Genomic DNA, 26,324 nt, shown 5'->3' with positions numbered 1-26,324 from the left:
CCCCCTGAGCTGCCTGGTCTGTCTTGCAACGTTTTCGAGAATGATGCATCGTTGGTCCCATGTCAACGTCGATCACCGACACGCCCCTGCTCGAGTCCGACTTCTACCGGTTCCAGGAGGGGCTCACGGCCCGTGAGCGCGAGTCGCTCGGGCAGCTGCGCGCGTACCTCGAGGCCGAGGTGCGTCCGATCGCCGACCAGTACTGGGCCCGGGCCGAGTTCCCGGTGCAGACGATCGCGCCGCTCGCCGCGCTCGGCATGTACGGCCCGAGCATCCCGCTCGTGCGGCAGTTCGAGAACTCGGCCGTGTACCGCGGGTGGGCCGCACTCGAGCTCGGCCGCATCGACGCGGGCGTCTCGACCTTCATCGGCGTGCAGTCGGGGCTCGCCATGAACTCGATCGCCGTGGGCGGCAGCGACGAGCAGCAGCAGGAGTGGCTGCCGCGGATGGCGCGCGGCGAGGTCGTCGGCGCCTTCGGTCTGACGGAGCCGCTGTCCGGCAGCGACTCGGCGCGCGGACTCCGGACGACCGCTCGTCGTGAGGGCGACACGTGGGTGCTCGACGGCGAGAAGCGCTGGATCGGCAACGCGACCTTCGCCGACGTCGTCGTGATCTGGGCGAAGGACGTCGCCGACGAGCAGGTCAAGGGCTTCCTCGTCACGACGGACACCCCCGGGTTCACCGCGACGAAGATCGAGGACAAGATCGCGCTGCGGACCGTGCAGAACGCCGACATCGTCCTGGACGGCGTCCGCGTGCCCGAGTCGCGCCGGCTGCAGCGCGCCGACTCGTTCCGCACGACGGCCGCCGTGCTCCGCCTGACCCGGACGGAGGTCGCGTGGCAGGCGATCGGCATCGCCATCGGCGCCTACGAGGCGGCGCTCGACTACGCGCGGAACCGGATCCAGTTCGGCAAGCCGATCGCGGCGCACCAGATGGTGCAGGACCTGCTCGTGCGTTCGCTGATGAACATCACCGCGTCGATCGCACTGTGCACGCAGGCGTCGGCGATGCAGGACCAGGGCGTCGGCGGGGACGAGCACTCGGCGATGGCGAAGGCGTTCGCGACGGCGAAGATGCGCGAGACCGTCGCGTGGTGCCGCGAGGTGCAGGGCGGCAACGGCATCGTCCTCGACAAGGGCGTCGCGCGGTTCTTCTCGGACGCCGAGGCGATCTACTCGTACGAGGGCACGCGCGAGGTGAACACGCTCATCGTCGGGCGTGCGATCACGGGCGAGGCCGCGTTCGTCTGAGGCGGAGGTCCGCTCCCGCGACATCGCACGTGTCGATCGACACGTGCGATGTCGCGAACGGGAGGCGGAGGCCAGCGGCCGCCGGCACGAGCGCGGCTCAGCCGAGCAGCTCCGGCCGCTCCCACTCCTCACCGAGCACGTGCTGCCCGAGGAACGCGAACACCGTCTGGTACCAGACCACCGCGTGCTGCGGCTTGAGGACCCAGTGGTTCTCGTCCGGGAAGTACAGGAACCGGTGCGGCATCGTGCCGTCCGACGCCGCGTGGTGCTCGGCGAGCTCGGACCACAGCCGGAGTCCCTCGCCGATCGGCACCCGGTGGTCGCGGTCACCGTGGATGACGAGCATCGGTGACGTGATGTCAGCCACGAACCGGTGCGGGTCGTTGTCCCGCATCCCCTGCTCGTCGAAGATCGACTGCCAGTACTGCGACATGTCCGTGGTGCCCACGAACTGCTCGAGCGCCCACAGGCTCGCGTGCGTGACGACCGCTCGGAAGCGGTCGGTGTGCCCGGCGATCCAGTTCGCCATGTACCCGCCGAACGATCCGCCCATCGCCGCGGTCCGGGTCTCGTCGACGTCGGGCCTGGCGACCACGGCGTCGGTGATCGCCATCAGGTCGGTGTACGGCGCCTGACCCCAGGCGTTCCACCCGCGGTTCACGAAGTCGAGTCCGTAGCCGGTCGACAGCGCCGGGTCGGGCAGGAGCACCGCGTAGCCCTGCGCCGCCGCGAGCATCGGGGTCCACCGCCACGACCACTGGTTCCACGAGTTGAGGGGACCGCCGTGGATCCAGAGCAGCAGCGGGTGCGGACCGTCGCCCTCGGGCAGCACGAGCCACCCGCGGACCCGAGCGCCGTCGGCGGCGGTCGTCTCGACCTCCTCCAGCCGTCCGGGAACCGTGGGCAGCGGCGCCGGGGTCGGCAGGGCGGTCACCGTGCCGTCGGCGTCGATCCGGACCGGGTGCAGCGGTGCCGCCCAGGAGGCACGGAGCGCCACCACGACACCGCTCGCGGCCGACACGCGGAGACCCGAGTACGCCCAGTCGTCGGTGGTCAACTGCACGACGGCGCCGCCGTCGAGCGGGATGCGGAAGACCGGCGCGCGGCCGTCCTGGTCCGCCACCGCCAGGAGCGCACCGTCGTCGGGCGCGAACACCAGCTCGGACGGCCAGCGGTCCCAGCCCTCGGCGATCCGGCGGGCACCGGAGCCGTCGATGCCGGCGGTCCACACCTCCTGCTCGTTCGCGCCCGCGGGGGTGGAGCGGACCGTGCGGACCCAGGCGATCGTGGTGCCGTCGTGCGAGAGCGTGGGGAGTTCGTGGTCGGTGTCCGGCTCGTCGAACAGCACGGTGCGCGCCGCGGTGTCGACGTCGATCGACACGATGACGCTCCGGTGGCCGCGCTCGGTCTGCACCCCGACGGCGGCGAGGAGCGTCCGGCCGTCCGGCGTGAGCGCACCGGACACGTGGTCGAGCGAGCGACCCGGCGCCGGCGTGACGTCGAGCGGTTCCGGCAGGTGTGCCGGGTAGGGCGCAGGAGCGTCGGACGGGCGTCCGGCGCTGGCGTCCGTGGTGACACCGGTCGCGGGCTCGGCCGCGATCGGTTCGGTGAGGTCGCCCAGGTCGAGCGCGAGCACGTGCGGCTCGGCCGGCCCGAGGTCGTGGTCCCAGAAGCGGACCGGGTACGTCTCGTGGAGGATCGCGTGCACCCCCGCGTCGTCACGGCGCTTCCGCAGCGCGGCGTCTCGCGAGACGACGCCCACGCGCTCTCCGGCGGCGGCGGTGGGCAGCAGGTCGGCGGTGAGCGCGACCACGTCGGCGTCGTCGGCGGTCGCGAGAAGCCCGCCGACGCCCCCGGCCAGGCGGGTGACCGGGCGGGCGTCACCGCCCGCGGCCGGCAGCAGCCACAGCTGCGCGGTGTCGTCCTCGGAGTCGGCGTCGGGCCGGCCGGAGACGAACAGCAGGTCGCCGTTCCGGGTGAACGACGCGCCGGACTCGCCCTTCGCGCTCCGCGTGAGTCGGACGGGCACGCCGTCGCCGCTCGAGGCGACGGACCACACCGCGCGCCGGTACCCGGTGGCGTCGGGAGCGAGCGTGCTCACCGTCAGCGCGACCCGCTGCCCGTCCGGACTGAGCGCGATCCCGTCCACGCGGGGGAGGGCGATGAACTGGTCCAGGTCTGAGAACGGCGTCGTCATGACCTCACGCTACGGGGCGACGTGCAACCTGCAACAGCCCCGGACCGGATCGGTGGACGAGTGGTCCGCACCGGTGCGCGAGCGGTTCAGGCCCAGAACGCGGCGATCGCCTCGGCCACGGCCTCACCCTGCCGGCGTCCCTCCGTCGCCGCGGGCGCCTGCGTCGACAGCGACAGCGAGTTGTCGCCGAAGGCGTGCTGCGCCCCGCTGTCCGCCACGACGACCTCCACCGAGCTCCCGCCGGCGCGGAGCGACTCGACGGCGAGGTCGAGCCACGGACCGAGCGGCGACGGGCCCTCGGGGCCGCAGGCGACGATGAGCACCCGCTCGTGTCCGGCGGCGACGTCCGCGTTCGTGGCCGAGCGGAGGCCGCCGTCGATGTGCGGGACGCCGTCGATCCGGACCGGGGACCACACGAACGGCACCGAGCAGCTCGCGGCCACGGCGCGGGGGAGCGGCACGCCCGTGGTCGCGGTGAGCACCTTGAACGTGCCGTCGACCGCGTCGATGGTCGTGACGCCGAGCGGCTTCTCCGGCCACTCGGGCGAGGGCAGCGTCTCGCTGAACGTCGCCGTGCGCTCGTCGTCGGTCTGCCCGGTGACGACCTGCTGCGCGACCGCGCCGAGGCGGGCCCGGGCGTCCTGCTCCGAGGTGGCCCCGGCGAGCACCGCGGCCAGGCGCTGCTGGAAGTCCTCGCCGCCGATCCGCTCCGGCTCGACGTAGGTGCTCGGCACGGGCGCGTGTTGCTGCTCGTACGCGCTGGCGATGCCGCCGCCGCGGACGAAGGCGCCCACGACGCTGCCGGCGCTCGAGCCGACGACCAGGTCGGCGGCGTCGAGGTCGACGCCCGCGTCTTGCAGGGCGGAGAGCACCCCGACCTCCCACGCGATGCCGGCGACGCCGCCTCCGCCGAGGACGAGTGCTCTGGTTCCGGGCGTGGGCGTGGCGACGTCGGTCATGGGTCCTGCTTACCAGGTGACCGGCAGACGGACGGGAGGCGCGTGGCGATCCAGCCACGCGCCTCCCGTCCGTCTGTCACCCCGGTCAGGGGATCAGGCGGCCCCGTGGCTGGCGCGGCTCCGCCGCGACAGCGAGTCGATGATGACGGCGAGCAGCAGCACGGCGCCGGTGATCATGTAGCGGATCGACGAGTCGAGGCTCAGCAGGGTCAGGCCGTTCGAGATCGACTGGATGACGATGATGCCGAGCAGCGCCGACCACGCGCTGCCCCGACCGCCGAACAGGCTCGTCCCGCCGATGACCGCCGCGGCGATCGCGTTGAGGTTCGTGTCGCCGGCACCCGAGGACAGGCTGGCCGAGTTGAGCCGCGCAGCCGCCAGGATCCCGCCGACCGTGGCGAAGAGCGAGGTGAGCACGAACACCGAGATGTAGATGCGGTTCACCCGGATGCCGGAGCGTCGAGCCGCCTCGACGTTGCCACCGACCGCGTAGACCGATCGGCCCCAGCGCGTGCGCTTGAGCAGGAAGTTCATGAGCACGACGAGGACGACGAAGAACACGAACGAGGTGCCGGTGCCGAAGTCGCGGGAGAGGTACCAGACCATCACGGCGAGCCCGACGAACAGCAGGACGGACTTCGTGATCGTCAGGGACATCGCACCCGTCGAGAGCCCGGCCTTCCGGCGGCGGGCGGCACGGCGGACCTCGGTCACGAAGAGCCCGCCGGCCGCGATGGCGGCGAGCAGGTACGCGAGCCACGGCGGCAGGTACGACGCCGAGGCGAACTGCACGATCGGGTCGGTGTACGGCAGGTTGATCGACCCGTTCGGCCCGAGGATGAGCAGCTGCAGGCCGAGGAAGCCGAGCAGCCCGGCGAGGGTGATCACGAAGCTCGGGACCCCGAACCGGGTGAAGAGCAGCCCGTAGAGCAGTCCGGCCGCTGCGCCGACCGCGAGCGCGACGACGAGGACGAGCCAGAGCGGCCAGCCGAGCGTCGTCAGGCCCTGGCCGAGGATCGCGGCGGCGAGTCCGCTGACACTGCCGACGGAGAGGTCGATCTCGCCGAGCAGCAGGACGAGGACGATGCCGATCGCGATGGTACCGACCGCCGCGCACTGCAGCGCGAGGTTCACCAGGTTGCCGGGCGACAGGAAGTCGGGGGAGAGGGCCTGGAACACCGCCCAGATGACGATGAGGCCGACGACCACCGGCAGCGATCCGATGTCGCCGCCGCGGACCCGGCGGACGAACGCCTTCGCGGCGCCGCCGAGCCCCTGGTCGCGGAGCAGCCGCTCGTCCTGCAGGTCCGCCGCGGAGGCCGTCGGGGTCGCCGCGGTGAGGGTCTCGTCGGTCTTGCTCATGCTGGGGTCTCCTGCTCGGTCCGGGCAGCCGCACGGCGCGTGACGGCGTTGTCGGTGGCGCCGGTGATGGCGGCGATGATCTCCTCGTACGAGACGTCGTCGATGCGGAAGGTGCCGTTGTTCCGGCCGAGGCGGAGCACGGCGACCCGGTCGGCCACGGCCTGCACGTCCGCGAGGTTGTGGCTGATGAGGATCACGCCGAGGCCTCGCTCGCGGAGGCGCTCGACGAGGTTGAGGACCTCGGCGGTCTGTGCGACGCCGAGCGCGGCCGTCGGCTCGTCGAGGATCACGACCTGGGGGTCCCCGATGAGCGAGCGGGCGATCGCGACTGTCTGCCGCTGCCCGCCGGAGAGCGAGGCGATCGGGATCCGGACCGAGGGGATCCGCGCGGCGAGCTGCTGCAGGAGCTCCCACGAGCGGCGTTCCATCTCCTCCTCGTCGAGGAACGGGTGCGCGATCTCGCGCCCGAGGTACAGGTTCGACACGACGTCGAGGTTGTCGGCGAGGGCGAGGTCCTGGAAGACGGTCGCGATGCCCAGGCTCTGCGCGGCGGCCGGGTTCGGCACGGTGACCTCGTCGCCGCCGAACGTGATGGTGCCGCCGTCGGGCGTGTAGACCCCGGCGAGGATCTTCACGAACGTGGACTTGCCGGCGCCGTTGTCGCCGACGATGGCGACCACCTCACCCGGGTACACGTCGAAGTCGATCTCGCTCAGGGCCTGGACGGCGCCGAACCGCTTCGTGATGCCGCGGAGGGACATCACCGGTTCGGCGGATGGGTGTGGTGCGGGTGCCTCGTTGCTCACGGGAGCGTCCTCTCCGAGGTGGGGCCCGCCCGGTCCTGCGGGACCGGACGGGCGGGTGGGTCGGTGCGGGTCCGGGCTGCCCCGGGTTCGGGGACGTCCCGGACCCGCGTCGGGACTACTGGATGCCGGCGCTGGAGCAGGCCGAGGCGTACTGCGAGGTGCAGATCTGGTCGACCTTGTACAGGCCGTCCTTCACGACGGTGTCCTGCACGTTCTTCGTCGTCACCGCGACGGGCTCGAGCAGGGTCGACTGCACGGACGCACCACCGGCGGTCTGCACCGTGGTCTCGCCCTTCGGGTCCTCGCCCTTGGCGAACTGGATCGCCAGGTCGGCGGCCTTCGACGCCTCGGGCTTGAACGCCTTGTAGACGGTCATGTACTGCTCACCCGCGAGGATGCGCTGGATGCCGGCGAGGCTGGCGTCCTGACCGGTGACCGGCGGGAGCGTCTTCGCACCGGCCGCCTTGAGGGCCGCGATGACACCGCCGCCGGTGTCGTCGTTCGCCGCGTACACGCCGGCGATCTCGTCGGTGCCCAGCTTGCTGATCTGCCCGGCTGCCCAGTCCTGGGCCTTGGCCGGGTCCCATCCGGGGGTGTCGTACTCGGCGAGGACCTTGTACCCGCTCTTGTCGATGACCGAGTGCGCGCCCTTCTTGAACTGCGAGGCGTTGTTGTCGGTCGGGGAGCCGTTGACCATGATGATCCCTGATCCGGACGGCACGTTCTTCGCCTCGAGGGCGTCGACGAGCGCCTGACCCTGCAGCTCGCCGACCTTCTCGTTGTCGAACGAGATGTAGTAACTCAGGTCGGGGCTGTTGATGAGCCGGTCGTAGGAGATGACCGGGACCTTCTTGGCCTTCGCCTGCTGCACGATGGAGGCGGCGGCCTCGCCGTCGAACGGGTCGAGGACGAGGACCTTGACGCCCTGGGTGAGCATCGACTGGGCCTGCTGGAGCTGCTTCGACGCGTCGCCGTCGGCGTTCGCGTAGACGACCGAGCAGTCCGGGCACTGCTTCTTCACCTCGGCGGTGAAGAGCGGGCGGTCGGCGCTGGCGTAGCGGGCGGTGACGGAGTCGGGCAGGAGCAGGCCGATCTTCGCGTTCGACGCGTCCCCGCCGCCTCCCCCGGAGCCGTTGTTCGCGTCCGCTCCGTTCGAGCAACCGGCGAGTGTGGTGATCGCGAGCAGCAGGGCGCCGGCACCCAGCATGGCGCGTGTGGTGGCTTTCTTCATTGAAACGTCCTCCAACAGGTGGACCGCCCACAGTGGCGGTGTGCTGAGTGTGGCAGCGGACGTCCTTGGCTGCAAGACTTGAACGCAAGGGATTCGCGGGTGGTACCGAAAACGTTATCTAGGCCGGACGGTCCGGCCGCCGACCGATGCCCGGGTCAGCGTGCCCGCGTGACGTCCACCGACTCGATCGCCAGCGCGAGCGCCCCGGTCACCGCCGCGCGTTCGCCGAGCTGCCCCTGCACGACGTCCGGGGTGCCGTCCGCGTCGACGATGAGCGACGACTCGAGGGCGTGCCGCATCGGCCCGAGCAGCAGCTCGCCGGCGCGGGCGAACTCCCCGGTGACGACGAGGCGCTCCGGGTCGAGCAGGTTGCACAGGCCGACGGCCGCGGTGCCGATCGTGCGTCCCGCGTCGGCGATCGCCCGGATGCACACGTCGTCGCCGGCCATCGCACGGAGGACGAGGTCCGCGAGCTTGAGCGTGCCGACCTCGTCGCGGATGCCGGCCAGGACCGCCGGGGCGCCGGCGACCGCCTCGAGGCACCCGCGGTTTCCGCACCGGCACACGGGACCGTGCGGCACGACGGGCGTGTGCCCGAACTCGCCCGCGACACCGTGGTGCCCGCGGAAGAGCCGCCCGTCGAGCACGAGCCCCGCGCCGATGCCGTTCCCGACGTCGAGCGTGACGACCGTGCTCCGCCCGCGCGCCGCACCGCTGCGGTGCTCGGCGAGGGCCGCGAGGTTGGCCGAGTTGTCCACCTGCACCGGCTTGTCGAGTCGTCTCGCCAGGGACGCCCCGAGCGGCACGCCGTCCCAGCCGCGGAGGATCCCGCCCCGGGCCGTCATGCCGGTCCGTCGGTCGATCGGCGCGGCCACGGCGAGACCGACGGCGAGCACCTCGCTCATCGACGACCCGATGGACTCGACCGTGTCCATCACGAGCAGCGCGGTCTTGTCGAGCTCGGCGTCCGCCCGGTGGTCGCGGGCGAGGGGCATGTGCCGCTCGGCCAGGACGGTCGCGTTGAGGTCGGAGAGCGCGACCCGGAGGTGTCTGGGCGAGACGTGCACGCCGGCGACCAGGCCGAGGCCGTGCGGCAGCGTGACGCGCAGGGCCCGTCGGCCGCTCGACGTGCTCGGGGTGGCGTGCAGGGAGCCGGTGGCGACGAGCTCCTTGACGATGTTCGACACCGTCGCCGGGGAGAGCCCGGTCACGCCCGCCAGCTCGACCTGGGTCAGTCCGCCGTGCCGCTTGACCGCGGCGATGACACGGCCCCGGTTGGCTTCACGCAGTGAAGTCTGGTTCCCGGGACTGCGGCGTGGCTCTGACACGGGGACAGCGTAACGGGCGGCTCACGGCGGACAGCCGTGACCGCGAGCGGACGGGAGGCGCGTGGCGGACCCGCCACGCGCCTCCCGTCCGGCGCGCTACTCGCCCTGGACGTCGATGAGCACCTTGCCCACCGCGTCGCCCTCGACGGCGTCGTGCGCGGCGGCGGTGTCCTCGAGCGCGAAGCGGACGAGGGGGAGCCCCGCCTCCTCGCCGACGGGCAGCACGCCGTCGCGGAGCGCGGCGGTGACGTCCTCGGCCGCTGCGGACAGCGCGCGGTCCCCGATCGTGTAGAGGAGCAGGAACTGGTAGCGGGCGTTGACCGACATGTTCGGACGGATCGGCAGCGTGGCGTCGTCACCGCCGTTGTTCGCGTAGATCGAGACGACGCCGTGGTTCGCCAGGACGTCGGCGACGAGCTGCGCGTTCTGCGGGATGGAGACCTCGACGACGATGTCCACGCCGTCGGGGGCGATCTCGCGGATGCGGGCGGCGGCGTCCTCGTCGCGGTAGTTCACCGTGTGGTGCGCGCCGGCGGCGGTGGCGAGGGCGGCCTTGGCGTCGGAGCTGATCGTCGAGACGACGGTGGCACCGGCCCAACGGGCGAGCTGGATCGCGGCGTGCCCGACGGCTCCGGCGCCGCCGGCGACGAGCACCGTCCGGCCCTCGAGCGCACCGGGGGCCAGGCGGCTCGGGCCGTCCTCGTGGGTGGTGAGCGCGCGGTGGGCGGTCATCGCCGGGACGCCGAGGGAGGCGCCGACGTCGAGGCTCGTGCCCTCGGGCAGCGGTACGGCGCGCTCCGCCGGGACGACGGTGAACTCCTGCGCGGTGCCGGTCGGGCGGCTCGCGGCGGCCATGTACAGCCAGACGCGGTCGCCCTCGTGCAGGGTGTCGACGCCCTCGCCGACCGCGTCGACCACGCCGGCGCCGTCCTGGTTCGGCGTGATCTCGGGGAAGGGCAGGCCGTCGCCGTAGGTGCCGCCGGCGCGGGCCTTCCAGTCGGTGGGGTTGACGCCGGAGACCACGACGCGGACGCGGACCTCGCCGGGGCCGGGCTGCGGGACCTCCCGCTCGACCAGGTCGAGGACGCTGCTGTCACCGGGCTTCGTGTAGACGATCGATCGCATGCCACCAGGCAACCACCGGGCGTCGACGTGTCTTCCGGGCGACGGTCAGCGGACGACGGCCGCGCGCGTCGTCGGTCCGGCGGTGGCCGCGCGCGTCGTCGACCCGGCGGCGTCAGCGGGCGGCGTCAGCGTGCGTCGTAGGCGTCGCGGCTGTCCTGCACGTCCGCCATGTGCGACGTCGCCCAGTCCTCGAGCGGCTCGAGCACGGCGCGGAGCGACCGGCCGCGCTCGGTCAGCTCGTACTCGACGTGCGGCGGGATCTCGGGGAAGACGGTCCGCGTCACGATCCCGTCCCGCTCGAGCGCACGGAGCGTCTGCGTCAGCATCTTCTGCGAGACGCCCTGCACCCGCGCCGCGATCGCCGAGTAGCGCCGGGGCCCGTCGACGAGCGAGCCGATCGTCAGCACGCTCCACCGGTCACCGATGCGGTCGAGCAGCTGCCGCGAGGGGCAGTCCGCCGCGTAGGGGCTGTACTCGAGCGCTGACATCGTGACCTCCGTTACGCACCGACAGGTGCCTACTTCCCGGGAGAGAGTAACGCGAGTACGGTCGGGTGCACCAGTCACGAGAGGACCCCACATGACCAGCATCGTCGTCTTCGGCGGCACCGGGTACGCCGGCTCCGCCATCGTCCGCGAGGCCCTGTCCCGCGGCATCGCCGTCACCGCCGTCGCCCGCGACACCTCCAAGCTCGACGCCGCCGAGGGCCTCACCCTCGCGCAGGGCGACGCCTTCGACGCCTCCTTCGTGGCCGACGTCACGAAGGACGCCGACGTCGTCATCGTCTCGCTGTCGGCGGTCCAGGCGGACGGCAGTGAGCTCAAGGACAAGTTCCAGCACTTCGTCGACGCAGCGGCAGCTGCCGGAGCACGGCTCGGCATCGTCGGTGGCGCGGGCTCGCTGCTCGTCGCCGAGGGCGGCCCGGCGCTCGTCGACACGGCCGAGTTCCCGGACGAGGTCAAGCCCGAGGCGAAGAGCCACGGCAAGATCCTCGAGGCGCTCCGCGCGGGCGACTACACCGGCGATGTCGACTGGTTCTACGTGAGCCCGGCCGCGGCCTTCGGCAGCTGGAACCCCGGCGAGCGGAAGGGCACCTACCGCACGACGGACGACCTGCTCCTCACCGACGCCGAGGGCAACTCGGACATCTCCGGCGCGGACTACGCGATCGCCGTCGTCGACGAGGTCGAGCGCCCGGCGCACCACCGCGCCCGCTTCGGCGTCGCGTACTGACGCTCGCGGCGCCGCCTCGGCGGCGTCGTCGAACCACGGAACCGACGTCGAACCAGTCCCCGCGGCTGGTTCGACGTCGGTTCCGTGGTTCGGTCCGGGGCAGGGCGTCGCGGCCGCACCGCTGACGGACGGGAGGCGCGGGGCGGCCCGGCACCGCGCCTCCCGTCCGGTGGGTGGTGCGGCGTGCTCCCGCACCACGGAGGGCACGTCGCACCACGTCGTCCCGTGGCGCGACGTGCCTCGCGTTGGTCCTGCCGCCGCAGCGCGCGCCGCAGCGCGCCGCAGCGGGCGGCGCTACCGGTGCCCGACGATCGCGGGGACCGGCAGGTGGTGCCGCATCCGGACCGCCAGGTGCAGCCCGCCGCGCCGCGCGAGCACGAGCCCGACGACGACCGCCGCCACCGCGGGCACGCCCCCGGCGACGACCATCCCGACGTGCGCCCCGAAGTGGTCGACGACCTGGCCCATGACCGGACCGCCGATCGCCTGGCCGCCGAGCAGCACGAGCACGTAGAGCGACATCACCCGACCGCGGATCGCCACGTTCGACGACAGCTGCACGAGCGAGTTCGACGCCGTCATGAAGAGCAGCTGCGACATGCCGACGGCCACCAGCGCGGCCGTGAACGGTGCGATCACCGGGATCGAGCCGGACAGCACGAGCAGCACGCCCGTCCAGAAGACCCCGCCGACGATGGTCCGCAGCCGGACGACCGCGCGCCGGGTCGACAGCAGTGCCCCCGCCAGCGCACCGACGGCGACCGCCGAGTTGAAGACGCCGTAGCCGCCCGCGCCGACGTCGTACACCTCGGAGGCGAAGGCGGACAGCAGCACCGGCATCGTCAGCGCGAAGACCGAGAAGAACGCCATGAGGACGACCGGCACCAGGATCGTCGGCTTCCGCACGGCGTAGCGCAGCCCCTCGACGAGCTGGCCCTTCGAGCGCGGCGCGGGTGGTGTCCGGTGCAGGTCGGCGGTGCGGAGGAACCCGAGCGTCACGACCACCGCGACGCAGGCGACGGCGTTCACCCCGAAGGACCACCCGGCGCCGACGGCGACGAGGAGGGCACCCGAGAGGGCCGGGCCGATCATGCCGCCGAGCTGGAACACGCTCGAGTTCACGCTGATGGCGTTCCGCAGGTGCTGGTGCCCGACGATCTCGGTGACGAAGACCTGACGGGCGGGGTTGTCGATCACGGTGACCACGCCGACCAGGAACGCGATGACCCAGATGTGCCACGCCTCGACCACCCCGGTGAGCGTGAGCACGGCGAGCAGCGCGGAGAGCAGGGCGAAGGCCCCCTGCGTGATCATCATGAGCGCCCGCTTCGAGAACCGGTCGACGAGCACCCCGCCCCAGAGCCCGAACAGCAGCATCGGCGCGAACTGGCAGGCGACGGTGATGCCGACCTGCGCGACCGACCCGGTGAGCTGCAGGACGAGCCAGTCCTGGGCGATGCGCTGCATCCACCCGGCGGTCATCGCGACGAGGTTCGTCGCGGTGAACAGGCGGAAGTTCGGCACGGACAGGGCGATGAGCGTGTGGCGCCACGGCGGTCGGTCGGCCTGGATCGGGAGCGGTTCGGTGGGTGGGGGGAGGGTCGTCGATGACGCACTCACGGTGGTGGGGCTCCGGATCGTCGGGGGCGGTTTCGTTCCCCTGCGAAACTACGTGGTGCCGACACATTCGACACCCCTATGGTGGCTATCAGTCCATTGCGATGTCGAATGGCCGGTCGGACGACCCGGTCCCGACGGGAGGTCCACCGTGCTCGACCCGGTCCTGCTCCGCACGTTCCTCGCGGTCGCCGAGACCGGCAGCTTCACGCTCGCCGGTCAGCGCCTCGGCATCAGCCAGCCGACGGTCTCGCAGCACGTCCGGCGGCTCGAGACGGCGGTCGCCCGCACCCTCGTCGCCCGGGACACCCGCGGGGTCGCGCTCACCGACAACGGCGACGCGATGGCCGGTTTCGCACGGTCGATCCTCGCGGCGCACGCGACGGCCGACGCCTACTTCTCGGGTGCGGCGACCCGGGGCCGTCTGCGTTTCGGGGCGGCGGACGACCTCGCGATCACCCAGCTGCCGCGGATCCTCCGCGACTTCCGCCGCCTGCACCCGCAGGTCAACCTCGAGCTCACGGTGAACCAGTCCGCGCCGCTGCTCCGCCGGGTGCACGCGGGTCAGCTCGACCTGGTGTTCATCAAGCAGACCGCGGGGGAGTCCGCCGAGGGCACGCGCGTGGCCACCGACCAGATGGTGTGGATGGCGCAGGACGGCATCGCCCTCGAGCGGGACGAACCCGTCCCGCTGATCGCCTACCAGGCGCCGAGCATCAGCCGGCAGATGGCGATCGACGCCCTCGAGGCCGCGGGGCGGACGTGGCGGATCACCTGCAACACGCGCGACGTCAACGGGGTGCTCGCCGCCGTGCGGGCCGGCATCGGCGTCGCGGTCTTCCCGCACTCGCTCATCCCGGCCGACCTCGTCAAGGTCTCGCAGCGCCTGTCGCTGCCGGACCTGCCCGCCGTCGACTACGTGCTCATCGCCAACCCGACGGTGCAGCGGGAGCCGATCGACGCCCTGACGAGCGCGATCCTGTCGCGCGGCGTCGTCCGCGCGGTCTGACACGCGCTGTGACGCGCGGTGTCGTACGCGGACCCGCCCGCGCCCTACGGCGCGACCGTCGGCACGACGCCGGTACCGGTGAGGTCCGGCAGCGTCACACCGGCGAGCGGCAGGAGCGCCGTCGCGAGCGCCCAGAGCAGCACGAGCGTGCCCACCCCGCCGAGCACGGCGCCGAGCAGGGCGACCGGCCGCTGCCACGCCGCCGAGGAGCTGCGCAGCGCCGTCCCGGAGAGCATCAGGGCCAGCACACCGAGCACCAGCCCGGTGGCGTGCAGGGTCGCCGGGGCGGTGAACCACCAGGCGGCCAGCCCGAGGGCACCCGCGCCGGTCACCGCACCGAGGACGGCGGCCGGAGCGGCACCGATCGCGGTCCGGCTGCGGTCACGGGACGCTCGACCTGCGGCCGGGAGGCCCGTCGCGCCCTGGTCGGGTCCGCTCGCCTCCGCCTCGGTCGGATCCTCCGACGGTGTTCCGGTCTCGTCGTCGGCCGTGGCGGTGTCCGCGGGGGCGGCGGAGCCGTCCGCGGGGCTCGGCGACTGCGACTGCGGAGTCGGTGCCAGCGGAGCGATGATCGCGTCGAACGGCGTCGTCGCGGGGTCGGCCACGACGGGCTGCGGTGCCTGCTGCCGGGCGAAGCGCGCGGGCGTCCGGTAGCCGATCGGCCCCGAGGGCTCCGGCTCGGTGCCCTCGACGACGACGTGCTCGAGACCGGGCACCGAGAAGCGCGGCTGCCCGACGACCGGGGCGGCCGGCGGAGCGGGTCGTGCCGCGACCGGGTGCGTGACGGCGGGGTGGGTCGGGTCGGTCGGGGGCGTCAGCGGTGCACCGGTGGCCTCGGCGGGCGACACGGGCAGCGGGGCGGTGTCGAACGGGGCGACCTGCACGGCGGGGGACGTGGGGGCCGGCGGGAGCAGGTGCTCCTGCGGCGGGTAGTCGGGCACGACGACGTCGCCGTCCGGCAGCGGACCGGTCAGGACCCCGGGCAGCGTGCCGGCGGGCGCGATCGTCGCGACGGCGGCGGGTGCGGGGCCGCTGGCGACCGGGTCGGCGGCCGACGGGTGGGCGGCGGAGGTGGGACGGTCCTCCCGGCCGACGTCTCCGGTCGCGTCCTCCGGGGGCGCGACGACCCACGCGGGGACCGCTCGACGCGGCCGGTCCCGGTCCGACATGCGGTGCAGCGCCACTTCCGTGCTCCCTCGGTCTGCTGATCCATCGTCAGTTCTATCCGTCCGCATGCACCGGGGCGCAGCCCCAGTTCCGGGGGTGTGTCCGGAAGACGCCACGGGCGGCCCCGCACAGCGCCGTCCGGCTGTGCGGAGCCGCCCGGGGCTCCTGGAGCTGCGGCGACTACATGTCGCGGTAGCGCTTCGCCTCGGCGAGCTTCGCGCGCAGTTCGTCGGCCGTGAAGCGCGTCACGTAGCCGGGGGTGTCGCGCTGGATGCGCCACCCCTCGGCGAGCGGACCGGCGTCGACGACGTCGAAGCCGAACGCGTCGATCAGGTCGGACACGACGCGCTTGGCGTCGGCGTCGTCACCGGCGACGACGAGTGCGCGACGGTCGGCGGTACCGGCCGGGGTGGCCTCGTCGGTGAGCGCCGGCGCGGCGATGTGGTTGAACGCCTTGACGACCCGGGCACCGCGCAGGTGGTCCTGCAGGAGCTCCGCGGTCGTGGTGGTCTCGTCGTCGAGCGCCGCGATGTGACCGTCGCGCTGCGGGTAGTAGTTGTTCGTGTCCACGACGACCTTGCCGACGAGGGGCTCGACGGGGATCGTCTCGATCGCCGCGAGCGGGGTGGTCACGACGACGATCTCGCCGGCCGCTGCCGCCTCGTCACGGGTCGCCGCGCGGGCACCGTCGCCGAGCTCCGCGACGAGGTCCTGCAGCGTCTCCGGTCCGCGCGAGTTCGCGATCACGACCTGGTGGCCGTGCTGCACCGCGAGGCGTGCGAGCTGGGATCCGATGTTGCCTGCTCCGATGATGCCGATGGTTGTCATGGCACCGTGCAACGCGCCTCCGTGCGGCGCATTCCCCGCGGGTGCATGATGGCGCCATGGCCCACGAGTTCCGCGACGAGACCGACCGCGACCGCTACGCGATGTACGTCGACGGCGAGCTCGTGAGCGTCCTCGACCGCCGGGCCACCGACGACGCGGTGTCGTTCCCGCACACGTACACGGTGCCGTCGCACCGCGGCCACGGCTACGCGGCGCAGCTCGTCGAGCACGCCGTCGCGGACGTCGAGGCCCGCACCACGAAGCGCATCGTGCCGATGTGCTGGTTCGTCGGCAAGTGGTTCGACGAGCACCCCGACAAGGCCCACCTCCTCAGCCGCGGCACGGCGGACTGAGACCCACCCCGACCGGCCGCAGCGTCGCGGTCGGCCCGTCCCGCTGGGAGACACCATGCCGACGATCACCCCGTTCCTCTGGTACGACGACCAGGCCGAGCAGGCCGCGACGTACTACACGGAGCTCTTCCCGGACAGCCGGGTCGACAGCGTCGCCCGCACCCCCGACGGCACCGCGCTCGTCGTCGAGTTCACCCTGCTCGGCCAGCCGTACCGCGCGATGAACGGCGGCCCCGGGCACCCGCACACCGACGCCGTCTCGTTCCAGGTCGACGTCGACACGCAGGACGAGCTCGACCGGGTCTGGGACGCGCTGCTCGCCGACGGCGGTCGGCCGCTCGCCTGCGGGTGGCTCCACGATCGCTGGGGCCTGGCGTGGCAGGTGACCCCGTCGATGATGGGCGACCTGATGACCGGCGGCGGCGACCCCGACGCGAACGCCCGGGTCTTCGCCGCGATGCGCGACATGGTCAAGCTCGACATCCCGGCGCTCCAGGCCGCCGCGGCGGGCCGCTGAGTCCGACCCGAGCACGCCCGCCGGTACAGTGGCGGGACCCGACCAGCGCCGGGGACCCGGCGCCCGCAGTGACAGGCTGGAGACCGCGATGAGCAGCCCGGGCCCGGACGTCCGCAACGCCGACATCGGACGCGCCTACACGGAACTCTCGCGCATCACCCGACGCGCGAGCATCCGCGCACGCGGCGACGACCTGGTGCTCAGCGTCGTCGACCAGTCGCTCGTGGACTTCGTCGTCGAGCACCCCGGGTGCATGGCGATCGACATCGCGCGGTACCTCCGCCTGAACCGCTCGACCATCTCACGGCAGCTCTCCGGCCTGCTCGCCGCGGGCCTGGTCCGCACGACGGACGGCGGCTCGGGCAACGCGAAGCCCCTCGAGGTCACCGACGCCGGCCGCGCTGCCCTCGAGCGCTCGGTCCGGCTGCACCGGGACGCGCTCGAGGAACGGCTCGCCGAGTGGTCCGACGACGACATCGCGCTCCTCGCCGGCCTGCTCGAACGACTCGGCGCCGCCGACGAGGCGGGCCTGCCCATGCCCGCGCGCGCCGCCGATCGGGACCCCGCCGCGTCGTGACGACCTCGTTCGTCCTGCTGTCCGACACCCACCTGCCGAAGCGCGCGAAGGACCTGCCGGCACCGCTCTGGGCCGACGTGGACACGGCGGACCTCGTCGTGCACGCGGGGGACTGGGTCGACCTCGCGACGCTCGACGCGGTGCAGGGCCGGGCCCGCCGGTTCGCGGGCGTCCGCGGCAACAACGACGGCCCGGCGTTCGACGACCGCCTGCCGCTCGTGGCGCGCTTCACCGTCGAGGACCTGCGCTGGTCGCTGGTGCACGAGACCGGTGCCGCGACCGGGCGGGAGCGCCGGGCGGACGCGGCGCACCCGGACACCGACGTGCTCGTCTTCGGGCACTCGCACATCCCGTGGGACTCCGTCGCACCGTCGGGGATGCGGCTGCTCAACCCCGGGTCGCCGACGGACCGACGGCGGCAGCCCGACTTCACCTGGATGCGCGGCACGGTCGACGGGCGCGACCTGACGGTCGAGCTGGTCCGGTTGCCGCCGGCTGCGCGCTGACGGACGGGAGGCGCGGGGCGGGCCCGCCGGGTGCCTCCCGTCCGTCCCGTGGTGCGTCCACGGCGCGGGTGCTCCGGTCAGGCCGGCTCCTCCGCCGCCTCCGACTCCGCCGCCGCGGCCTCCGTGGGCATCCGGAAGAACGCGGCCTCCCACTCGGTGGACCGGCGGAAGGCACGCGTCATCCGGCCGCGCTCGTCGGGGTCTGCCGCGGCCGCGAGCTCCTCGACGATCGCGGTCGCCTCGGCGCTCGCGGCCGCGAACCCCGGGTCGCCGTACGCCCCGAGCCAGTCCGCGAAGGGGTGTCCCTCCGGCGCCTGCCCGAGTCGGGTGCCGACCCACGCGTACACCCGGAAGCACGGCAGGACGGCGGCGGCGAGGACGGCGGCCGAACCCGAGTCGGCCGCCTCCTGCAGGTGCGCGAGGTAGCCGGCGCACGTCGGGTGGACCGGGTCCTCCGCGTGCGAACCCGCCAGGCGGCGGTGGTGCAGGTCGCGGGCCTCGTCCGCGCAGCCCTGCGCCGCAGCCGCCCAGGAGGTGCTCGCCGGCCCGGCCGACACGTCGGCGAGCCGGGCGAGGTGCCGCTCGTAGGCCCGCAGGTAGTGGACGTCCTGCGCGAGGTACCCGGCGAACACGTCCTCGTCGAGGGTGCCGTCGCGCAGGGCGACCAGGAAGTCGCACGCCAGGACCTCGTCGAGCGTCGCCGCCACGTCGTCCCACCAGCGGTCCGTCCAGACCACCGGCGGCCGGGCGGCACGTGCCGCCGCCCCGTGGTCGACCGGCCCGTTGCCCGTACCGACGTGCAGGGCGTCGGAGCCGCGGAGCGCCGCGGTCAACCAGGTCTTCGCACCGCCGACCGCCAGTTCCCAGTCGCCGGCGTCCGCGGCGAGCGTCGCGATCGCGCTCGACAGGGAGCACCCGGTGCCGTGTGTGTTCGTCGTGTCGACGCGCGGCGCGGTGAAGGTCCGGGTCGTGCCGTCGGGTGCGACGAGCACGTCGTCCGCGGTCGGCCCGTGGTCGTGCCCGCCCTTCGCCAGCACCAGGACGTCCCACCGTCGGGCGACGAGCAGTGCGAGGTCGGTGGGCGTGCGGTCGGTGGTCGTGCGGTCGATCGTCCCGGACGCTCCGGCGAGCACGGCCAGTTCGGTCAGCTCGGCCCGGTTCGGGGTGACCAGGTCGGCCAGGGCGAACAGGTCGCCCATCGCCGTCGCGGCGGACGGGTCGAGCAGCCGGTCGCCGCTCGTCGCGACCATCACCGGGTCGACGACGACCACGGGCGGACGGTGCTCGCGGAGCCACGCGGTGACGGTGCGGACGACCTCGGCGGTGCCGAGCATCCCGATCTTGACCGCATCGACGACGACGTCGTCCGACACCGCGTCGAGCTGCGCCCGCAGGAACGTCGGATCGGGGACGTGCACCGAGCGGACACCGTGCGTGTTCTGCGCGACGAGTGCCGTCACGACGCCCATGCCGTACCCGTCGAGCGCGGCGATCGCCTTGAGGTCGGCCTGCAGCCCCGCGCCGCCGGTCGGGTCGGTGCCCGCGATGCTGAGCACGCGGGGGACGCTCCCGGTCACCGGAGCGTCCACGCGTCGACGTGTGCGGCCGCGGCCGCGTAGGGGTCCGCTGCCGCGCAGATGCCGGACACGACGGCGACCCCGGCGGCGCCCGCGGCCCGCAGGGGTGCGACGTCCGCCAGCGTGATCCCGCCGATGGCCACGCACGGCACGCCGGAGCGGCGGGCCAGCGCGGCGATGTCCGCGAAGCCCGCGTGCCCGAGTGCCGGCGGGTGGTCCGCCTTCGTCGTCGTCGGGTGGACGACCCCGACCCCGAGCAGGTCGACCGTGCCGCGGGGGAGCCCCGCGACGACGGCGACGTGCGCCGGGGTGTTCGCGGTCAGCCCGACGTGGGCGTCCGGACCGAGGAGCGCCCGCGCGGCCGTCACCGGGACGTCCGACTGTCCGAGGTGCACCCCGGCCACCCGGTGTCCGCTGTGCCGTGCGGCGAGCGCGACGTCGAGGCGGTCGTCGACCACCACCGTGGCCCGGTCGCCCACGGCGTCCGCGACCGCGGCGACGAGCGCGAGCAGGTCCCGAGCGGAGGCGTCCTTGTCGCGGACCTGCACCGTCCGGACCCCGGCGGCCACGGCGGCGCGGACGACGCCGAGCACACCGAGTCCGTGGCGGTCGGCGAGCGGCCCGTCGGTCACCAGGTAGACGCCGACGTCCGTCGTGGCGCTCACGCCGACACCGCCGTCGGCTCGGTCGTGATCCGGGCCTCGCGGACCACGTCCTCGGGCGTCAGGGTCGCGAGCCGGTCGAGGAACAGCGGCTGGAAGGTGCCCGGTCCGCCGGCGTCGCGGGCGGCGAGCTCGGCCGCGATCGTGTGGACCGCGGTCGCGGCGACCGCGGCGGCACCCGGGTCCTCCGGGGCGACCGCGGTGAAGGCCGCGACCACCGCGCCGAGGGCACAGCCGCCGCCGGTGATGCGGGTCAGCAGCGGGGTGCCGTTCGCCACGCGGACCACACCCGTGCCCGGCGCGACCAGCAGGTCGACGGGACCGGACACCGCCAGGGCGCCCACGGTCCTCCCGTCCGTCGCCGCGACCGCGGCCGCACGTGCGTCGTCCGGACCCGCGGTGCTGTCGACCCCGCGCCCGCCGGCGGACCCGCCGAGGAGGGCGAGGACCTCGGACGCGTTGCCGCGGAGCACCGTCGGCCGGAGCGCGAGCAGGTCGCGGGCCAGGGCCGTGCGCACCGGCAGCGAGCCGACCGCGACGGGGTCGAGCACCCACGGGGTGCCGGCGTCGTGTGCCGCGTGCGCGGCCTCGAGCGACGCGGCACGCGGTTCGGGGTGGGGTGTCCCGGTGTTGACGAGCAGGGCGTCGGCGACCCGGGCGAACGCGCCGGCCTCGGTGGTGACGTCGACCATCGCGGCGAACGCCCCGAGCGCGAGGAGGACGTTCGCCGTGACGTTCTGCACGACGGTGTTCGTGATGCACTGCACCAGGGGGCCGCGGGCACGCACCCCCTCGAGCAGCGCGGCGGTGCGGTCGGCCCAGTCCGGGGACGGGGGTACGGGCGCAGCAGTGTGCATGGACGATCCCTTCGCGAGTACGAGCTCGAGCAGGTTCGACGGGTGTGATCTCAGCCGCTCGGTGCGGCACCCCGTGTCTCGGTCGTCACCGTACACGACGTCCCGTGACACGTCGCGCGACGTCGTACGGGGCGGATCCGGACATCGGGCGGGTGCCGTGTGCCAGGGTTGACGGGTGCCTGCTGCGACCCCTCCCGGCCCTCCGACCGGTCCCCGCGACCCCGGCGACGCCTGGGCGTACGGCCCGGACGGGACGAAGGCCTGGGGCCGCTTCGGCGCGGCCGGGCTGCTCGTCGACGACGGGGCCGGGCGGGTGCTGCTCCAGCACCGCGTCGAGTGGAGCCACCACGGGGGCACGTGGGGGATCCCCGGCGGTGCGCGGCACCAGGGCGAGGACGCCGTCGCGGCGGCGCTCCGCGAGTCCGCCGAGGAGGCGGGGGTGCCCGAGGACGGCATCGCACTCCGGCACGCGGCGGTGCTCGACCTGGGCTTCTGGACCTACACGACCGTCGTCGGACGGGCACGCGAGCCGTTCGAACCGGTGATCGCCGACCGGGAGAGCCTCGCGCTGTCCTGGGTGCCGGTCGCCGAGGTGGACGACCTGCCCCTGCACCCGGGCTTCGGGGCGTCCTGGGCGGCGCTGCGCGCATCGATCGCGACCGTGCCGCACGTGGTCGTCGACGCGGCCAACGTCGTGGGCAGCGTGCCCGACGGCTGGTGGCGCGACCGAGCGGGTGCCGCGGACCGGCTGCTGTCCGCCGTGACGGCGCTCGCCGCCGTCGGCACCGACGCGGACGGGCTGGGGCTGCCGTTCGCCCGGTGGTGGCCCCGGTGGACCGTGGTGCTCGAGGGCGCGGCGCGGGCAGCGGGCGTCGGCACCGACCCGGGCCGGGCCGGCGGCGTCGCGACGGGTGCCGCGGTCGAGGTCGTGCGTGCGGCGGGATCGGGCGACGACGCCGTCGTCGCGGCCACCCGGGCGGCGGTGGCGGCCGGGGACGCGCCGGTCGTCGTGGTGACGGCGGACCGCGAGCTCCGGGCGCGCGTCGAGGCCCTCGGCGCCGAGGTCCGCGGACCGGGCTGGTTCCGGGACCGGACGGCGTCCGTCGGGGCCTGAACACGACGTCACCGCGCGCGACGCCGTCCACCCCGTGCGGGACGCCGTCCGTCCCGGGGACGCACACGGTCGTGTGACGTGATGTTCACACGCCACCCGGACAGGACCGGGAGCCGGACGGATACGCTGGCACCCACGTCAACGGAGACGTACTGATCAGGAGGTCACGATGGAGCGTGTCACCAGAGCCGACGACCGCGTCCACCGCCCCGCGGGGCCCTGGACGCCCACGGTGCACCGGCTGCTCGCCCACCTGCACGAGCAGGGGTTCGTGGCGGCGCCGGAGCCCATCGCCGTCGGGGACGTCCTCGAGACGGTCACCTTCGTCCCGGGCACCGCGGGCAACTACCCGTGGAGCACCGAGATCGCGAGCGAGGCGGCCCTCGTCACGAGCGCACGACTGCTGCGGCAGTACCACGATGCCGCGGCGACCTACCCGCGGTCCGGGGACACCGACGTGTGGTCGCAGGCCGAGCGCCTGCCGGTCGAGACGATCGTGCACGGGGACTTCGCGCCGTACAACTGCGTCTACGACGGCATCGCCGCCGTGGGGCTCATCGACTTCGACACGGCGCACCCGGGCCCGCGTGTCTGGGACGTCGCGAGTGCCGTCTACCGCTTCGCGCCCTTCACGACGGGGCTCGTCGAGGGCAGCACCGCGCCGGGCCTCGACGAACGGCTCGACCGGGCGGCGGAGTTCTGCCGCGCCTACGGCCTCGACGACCGGTCGCGCGGCGTGCTCGTCGAGACGATGACCGCGTCGCTCGTCGCCCTCGTCACGACGATGGAGACCGAGGCCGCAGCCGGCAACCCCAAGTTCGTCAGCGACCTCGAGCACGGCCACGCCGACCTGTACCGGGCGGACGTCGCCTGGCTCGAGGCGCACGCCGAGGACGTCCGCGCGGCGGTCACCGCCCGCTGACCCGGGCGGATCCGGCACTCCTTCCGGACCCGTCGAGACGCCGTCGGACTGTCGAGACACCTGTGCGCCGTCGAGACGCCGTCGGAACCGGCGGCGTCTCGACCCGGGGGCGGCGTCTCGCCGGAGGAGCGGCGCGCACCGGGCCCCCCGCCAGCTCCCAGCGGGCACGCGGCGGACTCCGAAGGTGCCTCGGGTAGTGTCGTCGGGCCATGACCGACAGCCCGGCCGACGCCACCCCGTACGAGGTGCTCGGCGTCCCCTCGTCCGCCGACGACGACGCACTCCGCCGCGCGTACCGCCGGGCCGCCCGCGAGACGCACCCGGACCTCGGCGGGGACGCCCAGCGCTTCCGCCAGGTGCAGGTCGCCTGGGAGCGCATCGGCACGCCCGCAGCGCGCCGCGCCTACGACGCGGGCTCCCGCACGTCGACCCCGCAGGGCGCGTCCGGTCCGTCCGGTTCCGCGGCCTGGAGGCCCGACTCCGGCCGCGACGCCTACGCACCGCCGGCAGCGCGTCGCGACTCCCGCCCGCGTGCCCGGTCCCACGGTCACCCCGGCGGCCGGTCCCGCGAGGTCTTCCTGCAGGCCGAGCGCGAGTGGGTCGGCCTCGGCGACCCGATCGAGGACCCGTACGACCCGGCGCTCGTCCGCTCGGCACCGCGGCACATCCGTCGGCTCCTGGGCGAGGCCCTCGCCGAGGAGGCCACGGCGGCGATCGTCGCCGACATGGGCATCGGCGTGACGGTGTGGCACGACCTGGACGCCGGAGCCGAGGGGAAGCTCGACCACGCCGTCCTCACCCCGAGCGGCCTGTGGGCCGTCGAGTCCATCGACTGGGGCGCACCGGTCCGCATCGAGCACGGGGAGATCGCGGGGGAGACCCTGGCACCCGGGGAGCGCCCGGTGAAGGAGCTCGTCCGCGCCGCACGGGCGGTGCAGAAGCAGACCCGCGTCAAGTTCACCGGCCGACTGCTCGTCGTGCCGGACGCCGCGGTCGACGAGGACGTGCAGGTCGTCGGTTCGCCCCGGAAGCCGACGGCGCTCGTGGTCCGACGGAGCGCCCTCGGCCAGGTGCTCAACGGTGTCTGGTCGCCCGAGGGTTCGGTCGACGTGTTCGACGTCCGCGACCGCCTGCAGCAGACCGTCCGGTTCGTCTGAGCTGACCGTGGGCCGGACCGCGACTAGTACCCGCGGAGCTTCTCGAGGTCGCGGCGCTCCCGCTTGCTCGGGCGCCCGGCACCCGGGTCGCGCATCGGGACGAACCCCGCCTCCTCCTTCGGCAGGCGCGGCGGCGTCCGGTCCTCGAAGTGCTTCGCGGCCTCGGCGGCGCTCCCGCGCTTGACGACGATCCCGGTGACGACGACGATCCGGTCGAAGCCGTGCTGCCGCACCCGGACCTCGTCCCCGGGGCCGACCGGCTGCGCCGGCTTCGCCCGCTCGCCGTTGACCCGGACGTGGCCGGCCTTGCACGCGGTGGTCGCGGCGGAGCGGGTCTTCGTGATCCGCACCGCCCAGATCCAGCTGTCGACGCGTGCCTTCTCCATGCCCCCACCCTAGGCGGGCCCGCTCGGCGTCTACGCTCGACCCCGTGCCGGAACCGCTCGAGCAGGACGCCCTCGCCCGTGCCCTCGCGCTCGGGGTCCTGCGCGACGCGGCGATCGGCGACCGGCTCGTCGTGCGCGCCCGCCACGGCGACGGTGCCCGCGACGCGCTCGGCACGCTGGCTTCCCGCTCCGCGACGACGGTGACGATCGACACCCGCCGCGGCCCCGACGAGGTCCCGCTCGCCGACGTCGTCGCCGCCAAGCCGGTCCCACCGCCACCAGCACCGCGCCGGCCCCGGCCCTGAACGACGTGCCGCCCCCGGACGACGTGTCGCCCGGCCCCTGGCCCGCAGACGACCGCGCCCGGCGAGCCGTCCCGGGCCGCGCGGTGCCCCCGACGTAGCCTCGGAGCATGGCCGTCCCCGTCCCGCTCGGCACCGAGGACCGAACCCCCCGCCTGACGCTCCACCGCCCGGACCACTGGCGCCGCGAGGACGCCCCGCGCGCGGACCTCCGGCTGACCGGCGACGACGTCGTGCTGACGGTGCGCTCCCGGCCGTCCGACCGCACGATCGCGGAGGAGCACGCCGGGCTGCTCGAACGGCTGCCCGGGTCGGTCGACGGGCTCCGGCTCATCGGGTGCGACCCGTGGACGACCGCCGGGGCACCCGCGCGCCTGGTCGAGTACGTCCGACCCGACGAGGACGGCGACGTCGCCGGCGCCCACCTGCTGTTCGTCACCGGACGGCACCGGGTCGACCTCACGGTCGAGCGGCCGCTCGCCCGGATGCTGGCGACCGACGACCTCGTCTCCGCCGTCCTCGAGTCCGTCCGCGCGACGGAGCCGACCCCGGTCCGGCCGCAGCGCGAGCTCGAGGCGCTGCCCGCCGCCGCGCCGGCCCCGCAGCTCGACGGCGTGCACCTCGGCGCCGCGGCGCTCACGACGCTCTGGAGCCTCGCCGGACGTCGGTGGAACCCGGCGCTCCTGCGGTCGCCCGCGGGCCGCGAGCTCGTGCAGACCGGTCTGGTCGGTCGGCTCGGGACGCTCCCCGAGCCGACGCAGGAGCTCCTCGCCCCCTGGGCCGACGCGGTCGAGCCGGTCACGCTGGACCAGCACCTGCCCGACGGACGGACCACGCGCCTCCAGGCCTGGTCGGAGACCGTCGTGGACGGCACCGACGAGACGGGCGGGACGGTCGCCCGGCTCCCCGCCGAGCAGGTGGTCGCGGTGGCGGCCGGGAGGCTCGGCATCCGTCCGACGTGGACCTTCCCGTTCCGCACGGGGTCGGTCCCGTCCGACCTGCTCGCCCGCCGGACGGGGACGGCCGGCACCGGGACCGACCTGCCGGCGGCCCTCGCCGCGGAGGACCCCCGGCTCGCGCGCTTCTGGGCGGCTCCGTGGACGGTGTCGTCGCTCCGGCGTCCCGGGCGGCCGGAGCCCGTCGTCGTCGTGCACGCCGAGGGCATCGGCTTCGCGCGCGTCGGACGCACGACGGCCGGGGAGACGTCCCTGCGGACGGACTCCCCGGCCAACGTGTACCGGTCGGTGGTGCGGGCGCTGCTGGGCTGAACCCGCTGCCG

Annotated in this window: 27 protein-coding genes and 1 riboswitch; of the genes, 12 read left to right on the top strand and 15 right to left on the bottom strand. The window is 74.1% G+C overall.

What is annotated here, in order from left to right; all coding sequences use genetic code 11:
* Positions 1-59: 59 nt before the first annotated feature.
* Positions 60-1,253 carry an acyl-CoA dehydrogenase family protein gene (locus QUG92_RS08445; protein ID WP_289458700.1) on the top strand — a complete coding sequence of 398 codons (1,194 nt, stop codon included), beginning with the start codon at positions 60-62 and terminating at the stop codon, positions 1,251-1,253.
* 97 nt (positions 1,254-1,350) lie between these two features.
* Here QUG92_RS08445 and QUG92_RS08440 read toward each other — a convergent pair whose 3' ends face one another.
* The 8 genes from QUG92_RS08440 to QUG92_RS08405 all read right to left on the bottom strand — a co-directional run bounded on the left by QUG92_RS08440 (position 1,351) and on the right by QUG92_RS08405 (position 10,749).
* The gene (locus QUG92_RS08440) at positions 1,351-3,450 is read right to left on the bottom strand and encodes a S9 family peptidase (protein WP_289458699.1); all 2,100 of its coding nucleotides are present in this window, start codon (positions 3,448-3,450) and stop codon (positions 1,351-1,353) included.
* A gap of 86 nt (positions 3,451-3,536) precedes the next feature.
* Positions 3,537-4,409, bottom strand: coding sequence for a patatin-like phospholipase family protein (locus QUG92_RS08435; RefSeq protein WP_182046322.1), 873 nt, complete (start codon positions 4,407-4,409; stop codon positions 3,537-3,539).
* A gap of 93 nt (positions 4,410-4,502) precedes the next feature.
* Positions 4,503-5,771: a sugar ABC transporter permease gene (locus QUG92_RS08430; RefSeq protein ID WP_289458698.1), complete on the bottom strand. Its 1,269-nt coding sequence runs from the start codon at positions 5,769-5,771 to the stop codon at positions 4,503-4,505.
* Complete coding sequence (locus tag QUG92_RS08425) at positions 5,768-6,532, bottom strand: ATP-binding cassette domain-containing protein (protein WP_182046384.1); 765 nt, start codon at positions 6,530-6,532, stop codon at positions 5,768-5,770. Before QUG92_RS08425 ends, QUG92_RS08430 begins: the two co-directional genes overlap by 4 nt.
* A 160-nt stretch (positions 6,533-6,692) precedes the next feature.
* The gene (locus QUG92_RS08420; RefSeq protein ID WP_182046320.1) at positions 6,693-7,808 is read right to left on the bottom strand and encodes an ABC transporter substrate-binding protein; all 1,116 of its coding nucleotides are present in this window, start codon (positions 7,806-7,808) and stop codon (positions 6,693-6,695) included.
* Between the two features lie 155 nt (positions 7,809-7,963).
* Positions 7,964-9,136, bottom strand: coding sequence for an ROK family transcriptional regulator (locus QUG92_RS08415; RefSeq protein WP_289458697.1), 1,173 nt, complete (start codon positions 9,134-9,136; stop codon positions 7,964-7,966).
* Between the two features lie 96 nt (positions 9,137-9,232).
* Positions 9,233-10,261, bottom strand: a complete 1,029-nt coding sequence (locus QUG92_RS08410; protein WP_182046318.1) for an NADPH:quinone reductase — start codon at positions 10,259-10,261, stop codon at positions 9,233-9,235.
* 125 nt (positions 10,262-10,386) lie between these two features.
* Positions 10,387-10,749, bottom strand: a complete 363-nt coding sequence (locus tag QUG92_RS08405; protein WP_289458696.1) for a winged helix-turn-helix transcriptional regulator — start codon at positions 10,747-10,749, stop codon at positions 10,387-10,389.
* Positions 10,750-10,840: 91 nt separating this feature from the next.
* On the opposite strand from QUG92_RS08405, the gene QUG92_RS08400 reads away from it, so the two are divergent.
* Positions 10,841-11,494, top strand: a complete 654-nt coding sequence (locus QUG92_RS08400; RefSeq protein ID WP_289458695.1) for an NAD(P)-dependent oxidoreductase — start codon at positions 10,841-10,843, stop codon at positions 11,492-11,494.
* Positions 11,495-11,788: 294 nt separating this feature from the next.
* On the opposite strand, the gene QUG92_RS08395 is transcribed toward QUG92_RS08400, so the two are convergent.
* A complete protein-coding gene (locus tag QUG92_RS08395) occupies positions 11,789-13,114 on the bottom strand; it encodes an MFS transporter (protein ID WP_182046315.1) in 1,326 nt (441 codons plus the stop codon).
* Between the two features lie 148 nt (positions 13,115-13,262).
* Between QUG92_RS08395 and QUG92_RS08390 the strand changes: the two genes are divergently transcribed.
* Complete coding sequence (locus QUG92_RS08390) at positions 13,263-14,120, top strand: LysR substrate-binding domain-containing protein (RefSeq protein WP_069711201.1); 858 nt, start codon at positions 13,263-13,265, stop codon at positions 14,118-14,120.
* 44 nt (positions 14,121-14,164) lie between these two features.
* On the opposite strand, the gene QUG92_RS08385 is transcribed toward QUG92_RS08390, so the two are convergent.
* A complete protein-coding gene (locus QUG92_RS08385; RefSeq protein WP_289458694.1) occupies positions 14,165-15,304 on the bottom strand; it encodes a hypothetical protein in 1,140 nt (379 codons plus the stop codon).
* Positions 15,305-15,467: 163 nt separating this feature from the next.
* Positions 15,468-16,115, bottom strand: coding sequence for an NADPH-dependent F420 reductase (locus tag QUG92_RS08380; protein ID WP_182046313.1), 648 nt, complete (start codon positions 16,113-16,115; stop codon positions 15,468-15,470).
* Between the two features lie 41 nt (positions 16,116-16,156).
* On the opposite strand from QUG92_RS08380, the gene QUG92_RS08375 reads away from it, so the two are divergent.
* The 4 genes from QUG92_RS08375 (at position 16,157) to QUG92_RS08360 (ending at position 18,068) form a co-directional block, all read left to right on the top strand.
* Positions 16,157-16,468: a GNAT family N-acetyltransferase gene (locus QUG92_RS08375; RefSeq protein WP_353062841.1), complete on the top strand. Its 312-nt coding sequence runs from the start codon at positions 16,157-16,159 to the stop codon at positions 16,466-16,468.
* 55 nt (positions 16,469-16,523) lie between these two features.
* Entirely contained in the window at positions 16,524-16,985 is a 462-nt protein-coding gene (locus QUG92_RS08370) for a VOC family protein (RefSeq protein ID WP_289458693.1), read from the top strand.
* An 88-nt stretch (positions 16,986-17,073) separates the two neighbouring features.
* Positions 17,074-17,562 carry a MarR family winged helix-turn-helix transcriptional regulator gene (locus tag QUG92_RS08365; protein ID WP_289458692.1) on the top strand — a complete coding sequence of 163 codons (489 nt, stop codon included), beginning with the start codon at positions 17,074-17,076 and terminating at the stop codon, positions 17,560-17,562.
* Positions 17,559-18,068: a metallophosphoesterase family protein gene (locus QUG92_RS08360; protein ID WP_289458691.1), complete on the top strand. Its 510-nt coding sequence runs from the start codon at positions 17,559-17,561 to the stop codon at positions 18,066-18,068. Before QUG92_RS08365 ends, QUG92_RS08360 begins: the two co-directional genes overlap by 4 nt.
* Before the next feature lie 77 nt (positions 18,069-18,145).
* On the opposite strand, the gene thiD is transcribed toward QUG92_RS08360, so the two are convergent.
* The 3 genes from thiD to thiM all read right to left on the bottom strand — a co-directional run bounded on the left by thiD (position 18,146) and on the right by thiM (position 21,164).
* Positions 18,146-19,624: a bifunctional hydroxymethylpyrimidine kinase/phosphomethylpyrimidine kinase gene (thiD, locus tag QUG92_RS08355; RefSeq protein ID WP_289458690.1), complete on the bottom strand. Its 1,479-nt coding sequence runs from the start codon at positions 19,622-19,624 to the stop codon at positions 18,146-18,148.
* A gap of 17 nt (positions 19,625-19,641) precedes the next feature.
* Positions 19,642-20,310: a thiamine phosphate synthase gene (gene thiE, locus QUG92_RS08350; RefSeq protein ID WP_182046308.1), complete on the bottom strand. Its 669-nt coding sequence runs from the start codon at positions 20,308-20,310 to the stop codon at positions 19,642-19,644.
* Complete coding sequence (thiM, locus tag QUG92_RS08345) at positions 20,307-21,164, bottom strand: hydroxyethylthiazole kinase (protein ID WP_289458689.1); 858 nt, start codon at positions 21,162-21,164, stop codon at positions 20,307-20,309. The genes thiE and thiM overlap by 4 nt, the downstream gene beginning before the upstream one ends.
* Positions 21,153-21,248, bottom strand: a riboswitch (TPP riboswitch). It overlaps the preceding gene by 12 nt.
* 91 nt (positions 21,249-21,339) lie before the next feature.
* Between thiM and QUG92_RS08340 the strand changes: the two genes are divergently transcribed.
* The 3 genes from QUG92_RS08340 (at position 21,340) to QUG92_RS08330 (ending at position 24,357) form a co-directional block, all read left to right on the top strand.
* A complete protein-coding gene (locus tag QUG92_RS08340; RefSeq protein WP_289458688.1) occupies positions 21,340-22,278 on the top strand; it encodes an NUDIX domain-containing protein in 939 nt (312 codons plus the stop codon).
* A 169-nt stretch (positions 22,279-22,447) separates the two neighbouring features.
* Positions 22,448-23,200, top strand: a complete 753-nt coding sequence (locus tag QUG92_RS08335) for a phosphotransferase enzyme family protein (RefSeq protein ID WP_182046305.1) — start codon at positions 22,448-22,450, stop codon at positions 23,198-23,200.
* A 209-nt stretch (positions 23,201-23,409) separates the two neighbouring features.
* Positions 23,410-24,357 (top strand): J domain-containing protein, encoded by a 948-nt coding sequence (locus QUG92_RS08330; RefSeq protein WP_182046304.1) that lies wholly within the window; start codon positions 23,410-23,412, stop codon positions 24,355-24,357.
* 23 nt (positions 24,358-24,380) lie between these two features.
* Here QUG92_RS08330 and QUG92_RS08325 read toward each other — a convergent pair whose 3' ends face one another.
* Complete coding sequence (locus QUG92_RS08325) at positions 24,381-24,743, bottom strand: RNA-binding S4 domain-containing protein (protein WP_069711189.1); 363 nt, start codon at positions 24,741-24,743, stop codon at positions 24,381-24,383.
* 44 nt (positions 24,744-24,787) lie between these two features.
* On the opposite strand from QUG92_RS08325, the gene QUG92_RS08320 reads away from it, so the two are divergent.
* Entirely contained in the window at positions 24,788-25,048 is a 261-nt protein-coding gene (locus QUG92_RS08320) for a hypothetical protein (protein WP_289458687.1), read from the top strand.
* Positions 25,049-25,155: 107 nt separating this feature from the next.
* Positions 25,156-26,313, top strand: a complete 1,158-nt coding sequence (locus tag QUG92_RS08315) for a hypothetical protein (protein ID WP_289458686.1) — start codon at positions 25,156-25,158, stop codon at positions 26,311-26,313.
* Positions 26,314-26,324 lie beyond the last annotated feature (11 nt).

This window comes from Curtobacterium citri (assembly GCF_030362955.1).
GTDB classification, from domain to species: Bacteria; Actinomycetota; Actinomycetes; order Actinomycetales; family Microbacteriaceae; genus Curtobacterium; species Curtobacterium citri.
This window is presented reverse-complemented; position numbering and strand designations above follow the sequence as displayed.

Excerpts from the sequence above, each read along its gene's own strand:
- QUG92_RS08425 (WP_182046384.1), bottom strand. The coding sequence starts at position 6,532 with ATGTCCCTCCGCGGCATCACGAAGCGGTTCGGCGCCGTCCAGGCCCTG.
- QUG92_RS08325 (WP_069711189.1), bottom strand. The coding sequence starts at position 24,743 with ATGGAGAAGGCACGCGTCGACAGCTGGATCTGGGCGGTGCGGATCACG.
- QUG92_RS08445 (WP_289458700.1), top strand. The coding sequence starts at position 60 with ATGTCAACGTCGATCACCGACACGCCCCTGCTCGAGTCCGACTTCTAC.
- QUG92_RS08365 (WP_289458692.1), top strand. The coding sequence starts at position 17,074 with ATGAGCAGCCCGGGCCCGGACGTCCGCAACGCCGACATCGGACGCGCC.
- QUG92_RS08430 (WP_289458698.1), bottom strand. The coding sequence starts at position 5,771 with ATGAGCAAGACCGACGAGACCCTCACCGCGGCGACCCCGACGGCCTCC.
- QUG92_RS08330 (WP_182046304.1), top strand. The coding sequence starts at position 23,410 with ATGACCGACAGCCCGGCCGACGCCACCCCGTACGAGGTGCTCGGCGTC.
- QUG92_RS08315 (WP_289458686.1), top strand. The coding sequence starts at position 25,156 with ATGGCCGTCCCCGTCCCGCTCGGCACCGAGGACCGAACCCCCCGCCTG.
- QUG92_RS08435 (WP_182046322.1), bottom strand. The coding sequence starts at position 4,409 with ATGACCGACGTCGCCACGCCCACGCCCGGAACCAGAGCACTCGTCCTC.
- QUG92_RS08380 (WP_182046313.1), bottom strand. The coding sequence starts at position 16,115 with ATGACAACCATCGGCATCATCGGAGCAGGCAACATCGGATCCCAGCTC.
- QUG92_RS08440 (WP_289458699.1), bottom strand. The coding sequence starts at position 3,450 with ATGACGACGCCGTTCTCAGACCTGGACCAGTTCATCGCCCTCCCCCGC.
- QUG92_RS08405 (WP_289458696.1), bottom strand. The coding sequence starts at position 10,749 with ATGTCAGCGCTCGAGTACAGCCCCTACGCGGCGGACTGCCCCTCGCGG.
- QUG92_RS08335 (WP_182046305.1), top strand. The coding sequence starts at position 22,448 with ATGGAGCGTGTCACCAGAGCCGACGACCGCGTCCACCGCCCCGCGGGG.
- QUG92_RS08420 (WP_182046320.1), bottom strand. The coding sequence starts at position 7,808 with ATGAAGAAAGCCACCACACGCGCCATGCTGGGTGCCGGCGCCCTGCTG.
- thiM (WP_289458689.1), bottom strand. The coding sequence starts at position 21,164 with ATGCACACTGCTGCGCCCGTACCCCCGTCCCCGGACTGGGCCGACCGC.
- QUG92_RS08400 (WP_289458695.1), top strand. The coding sequence starts at position 10,841 with ATGACCAGCATCGTCGTCTTCGGCGGCACCGGGTACGCCGGCTCCGCC.
- QUG92_RS08370 (WP_289458693.1), top strand. The coding sequence starts at position 16,524 with ATGCCGACGATCACCCCGTTCCTCTGGTACGACGACCAGGCCGAGCAG.
- QUG92_RS08410 (WP_182046318.1), bottom strand. The coding sequence starts at position 10,261 with ATGCGATCGATCGTCTACACGAAGCCCGGTGACAGCAGCGTCCTCGAC.